This window comes from Centipeda sp. (in: firmicutes), from assembly GCF_057271695.1.
This window is the reverse complement of sequence record NZ_DBHIVL010000089.1, coordinates 1-9,010: the sequence shown is the minus strand read 5'-3', so window position 1 is coordinate 9,010 and position 9,010 is coordinate 1. Positions and strand designations below refer to the sequence as shown.

The 9,010-nt window shown below is 57.6% G+C and carries 11 protein-coding genes; 2 read left to right on the top strand and 9 right to left on the bottom strand.

What is annotated here, in order from left to right; all coding sequences use genetic code 11:
- Positions 1-98: 98 nt before the first annotated feature.
- A complete protein-coding gene (locus tag ACO6BQ_RS11085; RefSeq protein ID WP_489120935.1) occupies positions 99-878 on the top strand; it encodes an enoyl-CoA hydratase/isomerase family protein in 780 nt (259 codons plus the stop codon).
- Between the two features lie 274 nt (positions 879-1,152).
- Here ACO6BQ_RS11085 and ACO6BQ_RS11080 read toward each other — a convergent pair whose 3' ends face one another.
- The 9 genes from ACO6BQ_RS11080 to serS are packed head-to-tail and all read right to left on the bottom strand — an operon-like array spanning position 1,153 to position 7,668.
- Positions 1,153-1,368 (bottom strand): BrnA antitoxin family protein, encoded by a 216-nt coding sequence (locus ACO6BQ_RS11080; RefSeq protein WP_489120934.1) that lies wholly within the window; start codon positions 1,366-1,368, stop codon positions 1,153-1,155.
- A gap of 2 nt (positions 1,369-1,370) precedes the next feature.
- Positions 1,371-1,685 (bottom strand): BrnT family toxin, encoded by a 315-nt coding sequence (locus tag ACO6BQ_RS11075; protein WP_489120933.1) that lies wholly within the window; start codon positions 1,683-1,685, stop codon positions 1,371-1,373.
- Between the two features lie 19 nt (positions 1,686-1,704).
- Entirely contained in the window at positions 1,705-2,985 is a 1,281-nt protein-coding gene (locus ACO6BQ_RS11070; RefSeq protein ID WP_489120932.1) for an MlaD family protein, read from the bottom strand.
- Entirely contained in the window at positions 2,982-3,728 is a 747-nt protein-coding gene (locus ACO6BQ_RS11065) for an ABC transporter ATP-binding protein (RefSeq protein ID WP_314664201.1), read from the bottom strand. The genes ACO6BQ_RS11070 and ACO6BQ_RS11065 overlap by 4 nt, the downstream gene beginning before the upstream one ends.
- A gap of 9 nt (positions 3,729-3,737) precedes the next feature.
- A complete protein-coding gene (locus tag ACO6BQ_RS11060) occupies positions 3,738-4,505 on the bottom strand; it encodes an MlaE family ABC transporter permease (protein ID WP_489120931.1) in 768 nt (255 codons plus the stop codon).
- Positions 4,506-4,522: 17 nt separating this feature from the next.
- Positions 4,523-5,206: a ribonuclease HI gene (gene rnhA, locus ACO6BQ_RS11055; protein ID WP_489120930.1), complete on the bottom strand. Its 684-nt coding sequence runs from the start codon at positions 5,204-5,206 to the stop codon at positions 4,523-4,525.
- A gap of 10 nt (positions 5,207-5,216) precedes the next feature.
- A complete protein-coding gene (locus ACO6BQ_RS11050; protein ID WP_489120929.1) occupies positions 5,217-5,840 on the bottom strand; it encodes an acyloxyacyl hydrolase in 624 nt (207 codons plus the stop codon).
- Positions 5,841-5,845: 5 nt separating this feature from the next.
- Positions 5,846-6,400 (bottom strand): UbiX family flavin prenyltransferase, encoded by a 555-nt coding sequence (locus tag ACO6BQ_RS11045; protein WP_489120928.1) that lies wholly within the window; start codon positions 6,398-6,400, stop codon positions 5,846-5,848.
- Positions 6,397-7,668 (bottom strand): serine--tRNA ligase, encoded by a 1,272-nt coding sequence (serS, locus tag ACO6BQ_RS11040; RefSeq protein WP_489120927.1) that lies wholly within the window; start codon positions 7,666-7,668, stop codon positions 6,397-6,399. Before serS ends, ACO6BQ_RS11045 begins: the two co-directional genes overlap by 4 nt.
- Positions 7,669-7,802: 134 nt before the next feature.
- Between serS and ACO6BQ_RS11035 the strand changes: the two genes are divergently transcribed.
- Positions 7,803-8,909, top strand: coding sequence for an A/G-specific adenine glycosylase (locus tag ACO6BQ_RS11035; protein ID WP_489120926.1), 1,107 nt, complete (start codon positions 7,803-7,805; stop codon positions 8,907-8,909).
- Positions 8,910-9,010: the final 101 nt, after the last annotated feature.

The following is a 9,010-nucleotide window of genomic DNA, read 5'->3' as shown; positions in this document are numbered from 1 at the left end:
TCGGACGAAAAAATCTACGCCAATCTGACGGACTTCATTTTATCAGTGATTCCTTAGGATAGCTGTGTCAAGACACAATTTCCCAAAGGAGGTCTCCCATGGACAAACATATTAACCTGCATATCGAGGACGGTATCGCAACAATCACGATCGACCGCCCCGCCTCGAACAACGCGCTGAATGCGCCGATGTTCCATGATCTGATCGCTGCGGTGGAGCACTGTGATGCAGACGATGCGGTAAAGGTTCTCGTCGTCACGGGAGCGGGTAAGAATTTCTCTGCCGGCGGTGATATCAAGGAGATGGCATCGTTCGACTTCATCAGCTACGAGCTCTCCATTCTGACAGGGCAGGCATCGCTTTCCTTGCGTAAATGCTCGAAACCCGTGATTGCGATGGTGAACGGTGCAGCGGCGGGTGCGGGCTGCGGGATTGCGCTCGGTGCGGATTTCCGCATCATGACGGAGGAGAGCTGTCTCTTGACGGCGTTCTCGAATGTCGCGCTCCCCGGTGATACGGGGTGTATCTACCATCTGAAACAGATCGTCGGACTTGCCAAGACGATTGAGCTGATGGCACTGAGTGCGCCCGTCTATGGTGAGCAGGCACTGCGTCTCGGTCTTGCGACACGGCTCGCTCCCGAGGGAAAGCTCAAGGAGGAGACGATGAGTTTCGCCGCGAAACTGCTGCACCGTCCGCTCGGCGCACTCGCGATGCAAAAGCAGCTCTACTACGAGGTCTTTTACCGCGACTATATGGCGTACAGCCGCCTTGAGGCGGAGAATCTCGCAAAGGCGGGTGCATCCGCCGACCACCGCGAGGCGGTGATGGCGTTCCTTGAGGGACGAAAGCCTGTGTTTAATCAAGACGAACATTGAAATAGCAGAATCCCCCGTGCCAAATGACACGGGGGATTCTGCTATAATAAATAAAGGAAGCACTGATAAATTCAGCTTGTGTCTCTTGACGCATCTTTTTCGCCCGCACTGTGCCCTCGATCCTCCACATAGCTTTGGCTATGCGTTCGGTTTACCTCCTTGTTCGGACGAAAAAATCTACGCCAATCTGAGGGTCTATTTTATCAGCGATTCTTAAAATTCTATCAACAAGTAAGAAACGGCAACCGCAGGAGTTTTCTGCGATTGCCGTTTCTTACTGCCATGATAGATTCAGTTTTCTTCCGTGCGCCGCACAGTCAGATAGATACAGGTTGATGAGTGTCTGATAGGGTATGCCGACTTCCTCGGACTGCGCCTTAAAGTACGCCACGGTTTCATTGTTAATGTTGATTGTGATTTGTTTCCTGAGCCGTTTGGTGTAGGGGTTTTTTCGCGGATTTAAGCTCATAATATCATATTCGTCTCTCATGTTCATAACCTCCCTACCAAGTTATTCCAATAGATATTCTGCTCATGCTTCGTTGCTTTTCTCGCTGAAATAATCCGTAAGACTTTGTTGCCATCACGGTAGCAGTGACTGACGATGCAAAGTTTTTCTGTACTCGTTATGCCAATGATAAGAAACCGCTCCTCCCCAAAGGAGTGATCGGGATCATCAAACAAAACGGAATCATCATCGTAATACACGGTCTCCGCTTCCTCAAAAGATACACCATGTTTCTTTTGATTGGAGCGGTTCTTTTCTTCATCCCAAGTAACATTCATTCCGATAATTATATTATACATATATTCTACCGTCTGTCAATCAAAATTCCTGCCGCACGCCCGTATAGAACGCACGGTGTTTGCTGTCGTTCACGTCGTTCCACTCACCGAAGATGTAGGTGCTGTCCTTCAGCTGATACTGGGCACGCAGCCGCAGGGTAAAGTCATTCGGATCGTAGGCATCAGCGGAGAATTTGAATTTCTCACCCGCATACGCATCCACGCCGACCCCCGCTGCACCCGCGACAACCCCCGCACGTGCTCCGAAGGCTGTGCCGCGCTTGCCGACTTGTGCATTAAACTTGTCCCCGCCGCCAATGTCATCCACACCAAACGTCGCGTACATCCCCTGTTTCTCGCCGACGTCAAGGTTGAAGTTTGTGCGCCAGTCGTCCGACTTGCCGCTGTACATCACATCCACCTTCGGCGTGACCTTGACGTTCTGCAGTCGTCCCATAAGTCCGCCTGCCTTATCGGTCATCGTACGCGCATTGTGGATGAGGGCACGCGCGTCCTCCTGTGTCTGCTTGTCGCCTGCGACCGCCTCGATGCCCTCGGCAATGCGCAGGATGCGCTCAGAGGAGGCGGTGATGTTTTCAAGTGTCTTTCTGAGATTCTCCGCTGTCTGCGGGTCTGCGCCGACGGTCTCAAGATTCGCCATGATGCGCTCGACGCTCGCCGTGGTCTGTGCAAGATTCGCCGACATCGCATTCATATTTGCGAGCATGGCATGCAGGTCGCCGCGGTTCTCGTTCGCCATCTGCTCTAGGGTCGCTGTCAGACCGTCGAGGTGCGCGGTCATCTGCTCCATGTTGACAACGAGCTGCACCATCGAGCTCTGGAAGCCGGGGGCACCGACAATGTTGTTGATGGAGGCGAGCATTGCCTCGACTTGAATAATCATCTTGTTCAGCTCGGTGAACATGGTATCCATGCCCATCTCGTTCTCGCCGTAGAGATAGTCTCCATGCGCGTAAAAATCGACATTGGACGAGGGTGTGATGATGACGAATTTATCCCCCATGATGCCCGGCTGCCCAATGGTGACGGAAGAGCCGCGCGGAATCTTCACGCCGTCCCGAATTCGCATGGAGACAGTAACCCCCAGCCCATCGCTCACGATCTCCTCGACCTGTCCAACGGGAACACCCGAGAGAAGCACCTGCGCCTCGGGGTTGAGCCCGACGGCGCGACCAAATCCCGCGTAGAGCATATAGTCCTGACTGCCGCCAAACCGCAGGCCGCCAAAGAACATGACGACGGCGATGAGGAGTGCCGCTCCCCCGAGTGTAAATGCTCCGACTTTTGCCTCTGCGCTCATGCTCCAACCTCCCTGCGATGGTGCAGCGTACGAAAGAATGCCTGTACGCGCTCATCCTTGATATCCTGAAATCGCTCCGCCGTATCGACGGCGATGAGCTGCCCGTCGTAAATCATGGCGATGCGGTCGGCAATCCGGCTCGCACTCGCCATGTCGTGTGTGACGACAATCGAGGTCACGTCGAGTTTTCGCTGCATATCAATAATCAGTTCGTCAATCTTTGCCGTCATGATGGGATCCAGTCCCGAGCTCGGTTCGTCATAGAAGATGATCTCGGGATCGGTCGCAATCGCACGCGCAAGCCCCACGCGTTTTTTCATGCCGCCCGAAAGCTCCTGCGGCATCATCGCCGCCGCGTCGGGCAGTCCGACAAGCGCAAGTTTTTCCGCCACAATGCGCTGAATCTCTGCCTCACTCTTACCCGTGTGCTCACGCAGCCCGAAGGCAACATTCTCCCCGACGCTCATGGAGTCAAAGAGCGCGGAGTACTGGAATACCATGCCCATGCGCAGACGCACGCGGTCAAGTGCGTCCTCACTCATCGCAGTGATGTTGTCACCGCCGAGATAAATTTCGCCCGAGGTGGGGCGATCCAATCCAATCATGAGCCGCAGGAGGGTCGATTTCCCCGAGCCCGAGCCGCCAATGATGGCGATGGTCTCGCCCTTTTCGATGGTGAGGCTGATCCCCTTGAGTGCTTCCTTGTCCCCGAAACACTTTTTGACGTTGTTCAGTCGTATCATGGCGTGTCCTCAGAACAAGAAGAATGTCAAGACGGCGTTCAGAATAAAAATGACAATGATCGAGGTGACAACGGTCTGCATGGTTGCCTTGCCGACCCCCTCCGCGCCGCTTGGCGCATTCAGCCCGTAGTGGCAGCCGAGGACGGCGATGACGTTGCCGAAGAAGATCGCCTTGATAAGTCCACCCGTCATATCGTAGATCTCTGCAAACTGTGCGATGGAGTGTGTAAAGGTATAGGGTGAGATGCCCGAATAATGCACGGCAGTAAGATAGCCGCCGAGAACGCCGATCACGTCGCCGAATACGGTGAGGACGGGCACGACGATCATGCACGCGAGCATACGCGGCACGATGAGGTAGTTCACGGGGCTGACCGCCATGACGCGCAGCGCGTCGATCTGTTCCGTGACCTTCATCGTGGAGACCTCCGCCGTAATCGCTGCGCCCACACGCCCCGCACAGACAACGCCGACGAGGACGGGGCCGAGCTCGCGCCCGATGCCGATGGCGATGACCGCGCCAATGGTGCTCTGCGCTCCGTAGCGGATGAACTCGTGCGCGATTTGGAGGGTCAGCACAATGCCTGTGAAAAGGAGGGTAAGACCGACGATGAGGAGAGAGTCCACGCCGAGGTGCGCCATCTGATAGACGATGCTCCGCACGCGCAGACGCTGTGTGACCTGACGTGCCGTCTCGGCGTAGAGGAGGGTGATGCGGCCGATGTTCGCGAGGTGTATGAGGACAAAGCGTCCCACCGCCTCGAAGATGCGCTGCATGGATTCCCTCCTCCCTTTTATCGTGTATGCTTCTCCGCCTCGCTCCGCGCGAGCTCGTCACAGCGTTCGTTGCGCGGATTGCCCGCGTGCCCCTTGACCCAGTGAAACTGCACACGACGCGCGGCGAACGCCGCATCGAGCGGCATCCAGAGATCCTGATTGAGCACGGGCTCTCCGTCCGCCTTCTTCCACCCGCGCTTCTTCCACGCGGGCAGCCAGAACTTCGTGAATGCATTCTTGAGGTACTGACTGTCCGTATAGAGTGCAACGCGTGCCCCCTCCGGCACGGCACTCATTGCCTCCAGTGCCGCCGTCAGCTCCATGCGGTTGTTCGTCGTCTCAGGGTCGCCGCCGCTGTACTCTCTGACCTCGCCCGTTGTGACCGTCTCAATGACGGCAGCCCAGCCGCCCGCGCCGCCGGGATTGCGGAGACACGAGCCATCCGTGTGGATGATATAGTCCGCGTCAACGGGTTCTTCGTCGGGCGGCGCGGACGATTTTTTCGCCGCTGTGCCGCTCTTTGCAGCACGCGGCGCAGATGAATCCCACGCACCATCCAGCCAGTCACGCGCTTCTGCTTCGGTCATAAAGCCCTTATACACTGCGCCCTGAAAGCCCTGCACCTGTGCCGAACACTCTGCCCATACGGTGAAGATGCCCGTTTTGCGCCCACGCTTCACGGCGTAAAATTTCTTTGCCACAGTACATCCTTTAGTACGTGTATCGATAGCCGATCGAGAGCCCGATTCCGTTGTAGCCGGGGTTCTTCGTCCGCTGTCCGTTCGACACATGATGTCCGAGATAGGCAACACTCAGAGCGCTCTTCTCATTGAACTTGTACGTCACACGCGGCCCGATCCGCCACATAAAGTCATAGTTACGCGTGTGCGCAGGATGCACGTCGTTGTAGACGAGAACCGCACCCGTCGCGTCAAACGATGCCTCCCATTTCGAGCCGAGCGGCTTTGTCCAACGCACCATGTACGCAGGTCCCACACCAACGGCGGACGAATCGAGACGCACGTCGGGCGTGTCCTTTTCTGCCCACGAGCCGACGGCACGCGAGACGGTCAGCCCCCAGTGGAGCGACATCCCGTGCATCTCCTTGTACTGGCGGAAAACGTGCAGGTTGTAGAGATCAATGTAACGACGCTCGCCGCGATGTTCCAGATAGTCCATCTGGATCTCCGCCTTTTTGTCCTGCACCGCAGAATCTCCCATGTGCATCTGCATCGTATGCTCATCCGCCTCTGCGGGCGCAGCCGCAGTTGTCCCCGCCGCGCTCAGCGCAAGCACAGCTGCGAGCGCTGTCATTTTGGCTTTGAAAAAAGTCATATCCATTACCTCCAACGTGTAAAGAGCTCCGCCTCGATGCCGAGACGGTCGAGGATCTTGCCCACCATCATATTCACGAGATCATCGAGCGTCTCGGGGCGATGATAAAAGCCGGGCGCAGCAGGCATGATGATCGCCCCTGCACGTGCGAGCCGCAGCAGGTTCTCAAGATGAATCTCGTGCATGGGTGTCTCGCGCGGCACGAGAAGCAGCCGCCGCCCCTCCTTGAGCGTCACATCCGCCGCACGCGTTAAGAGATCGTCCGTCACGCCGTGGGCGATTGCACCCGCCGTCTTCATCGAGCAGGGCAGGACGACCATCGCATCCATGCGGAACGAGCCGCTTGCAATTGCCGCGCCCACGTCCGTATTCGGGTAGAGAACATCGACGCGCAGCGAAAGCTCCTCCATCGTCATGCCGCACTCGTAGTCCAGCACGCGCTGTCCGCTGTCCGTGATGACAGCGTGCACCTCGATGCCCTGCTCGCGCAAGACATCAATCAGTCGAACGGCGTATACACTGCCGCTTGCGCCCGTGATACCGACAACAATTTTTTTCATCGGATGACCGTAACGCCGCCCATATACGGCACGAGTGCCTTCGGCACGAGAACGGAGCCGTCCGCCTGCTGATAGTTCTCGAGGATCGCCGCAACCGTACGGCCGACCGCAACACCCGAACCGTTCAGCGTGTGGAGGAAGGCGGGCTTTGCCCCGCGCTCGGGACGATACTTGATGTTTGCACGGCGTGCCTGATAGTCCGTGCAGTTCGAGCAGGAAGAGATCTCACGGTATTTGTCCTGCGCCGGCATCCAGACCTCGATATCGTAGGTCTTTGCCGAGGTAAAGCTCATGTCACCCGTGCAGAGCTGTACGACACGATATGGCAGTTCGAGCGTCTTCAGCACGTCCTCCGCCGCCTCCACCATCGTCTCAAGCTCGTCCCAGCTCGTCTCGGGTGCGACGAATTTAATCAACTCTACCTTATTGAACTGATGCTGACGGATCAGCCCGCGCGTGTCGCGTCCCGCACTGCCGGCCTCCGCACGGAAGCACGCCGTATAGGAGGTGTAGTACTCCGGCAGCTGCTCCGCATCCAAGATCTCGTCGCGGTGGTAGTTCGTCGTCGGCACCTCTGCCGTCGGCACGAGGTAGTAGTCGAGCCCGTCGAGCTTGAACATATCCTCCGCAAACTTCGGCAGCTGCCCTGTCCCGACCATGCTTGCCTCGTTCACGATGTAGGGCGCAAGCATCTCCGTGTAGCCGTGCTTCTCCGCGTGGAGGTCCATCATGAAGTTGATGCACGCGCGTTCAAGCCGTGCGCCGAGCCCCTTGTAAAACGTGAAGCGCGCCCCCGTGACCTTCGCCGCACGCTCCGCATCGAGCACACCGAGCTTCTCGCCGATGTCCCAATGCGCCTGCGGCTCGAAATCGAACGTGCGCGGCGTACCCCAGCGGCGCACCTCGGGGTTCTCTGTATCGTCCTTGCCTATCGGCACATCCGCCTTCGGCATATTCGGAATCTGGAGCAGCAGGTCGCGCAGACTCTGCTCCACACCGCGCAACTCCTCGTCGAGTGCCGTGATCTCATCGCCAAGCGCACGCATCTCAGCGACCACATCATCCGCGCTCTCGCCCGCCTTCTTGCGTACGCCGATCTCCTTCGATACGGCATTGCGCCGTGCCTTCTTCTCCTCCACGTCCTGCAAGATCGCACGCCGACGTTCATCCAGTGCCGCAAACGGCGAGAGATCAAGCGCGTTGCAGCGGTTTTTCAGCATCCCCTGCACCGCCGACAAATTCTCGCGCACAAATTTCATATCCAACATCAGAAATCACTCCATCATATAGTTTGTTATCTGCTATCATAGTACAAAGGGCGCACTTTGTAAAGAAAAGACCACCTTCTTCATCCGCGTTTCACAGTGTCGTAGTAAAATCTCGTAAAAAGGAGAGCTCTTTCATGAAAATTTTACCGTGGGAGGGAAGCACTGTCTTCCCCGCCCTCTGCAAGCTGCTGCTCGCATGGCGAAAGTCTGCGCCCGATACGCGCGACCTGCCGTGGCGCGACGAGCCAACGCCCTATCACGTCTGGATCTCGGAGATCATGCTCCAACAGACACGCGCCGCCGTCGTGCGCGGCTACTATCTGCACTTTCTCGAAATCCTGCCGCACGTCCGCGCCCTCGCCGCCGTGGATGACGACGCACTGATGAAGCTCTGGCAGGGACTCGGCTACTATAGCCGCGCCCGCAACCTCAAGCGTGCGGCAGAGGTAATCGTTGAGAAACACGATGGACAGCTGCCAAATGACTTTGACGCGCTGCTCGCCCTCCCCGGCATCGGACGCTATACGGCGAGCGCGATTGCATCGTTTGCCTATGGACAGCCACGCCCCGCCGTTGACGGCAACTTCCTGCGCGTCGCCGCACGCGTCACGGCGAATCCCATCGACATTGCAAAGGACACCTCGAAGCGCGCACTTGAATCGGCACTTGCGTCCTCCTATCCCACGGGACGCGACGCAGGACTTCTCAACGAGGCATTCATGGATCTCGGTGCGACCGTCTGTCTGCCGAACGGAGTGCCGCTCTGCCATGCGTGCCCCGCCGCGCAGCTCTGTCTCGCTCATGATCGCGGCACGGAGCAGGACTATCCCGTCAAGACGGCACTCAAGGCGCGCCGCAAAGAACGGCGCACCGTCCTCCTCCTCTCCTGCGGTGAGAAAATCGCCATACGAAAAAGACCCGCGCGTGGTCTCCTCGCAGGTCTTTGGGAATATCCGAATCTCGAAGGAAAGCTGTCGCAACGTGCTGTCCGCGCCCTCCTCGAATCAGAGGGCTTCGATGTGCGCGACATTGTGCCGCTCCCGTCTGCACGTCACATCTTCTCGCATATTGAGTGGGAGCTGACAGGCTGGGCGGTCACGGTCACCGACATGAACGAGCCGCCGCTGATGACAGCCGAGGACAGAACCGATGCGCCATCCTCCCTCCTCTGGGTGCGCCGCGAAGAGCTTGCCGACACCTACAGCATCCCCGCCGCATTTGGGTACTTCACGCCGCAATAACAGACAGCCCGTCAAAATGCCAACGCATCCCGACGGGCTGTTCATCTATAGGAATCGCTGATAAAATGAAGTCCGTCAGATTGGCGTAGATTTTTTCGTCC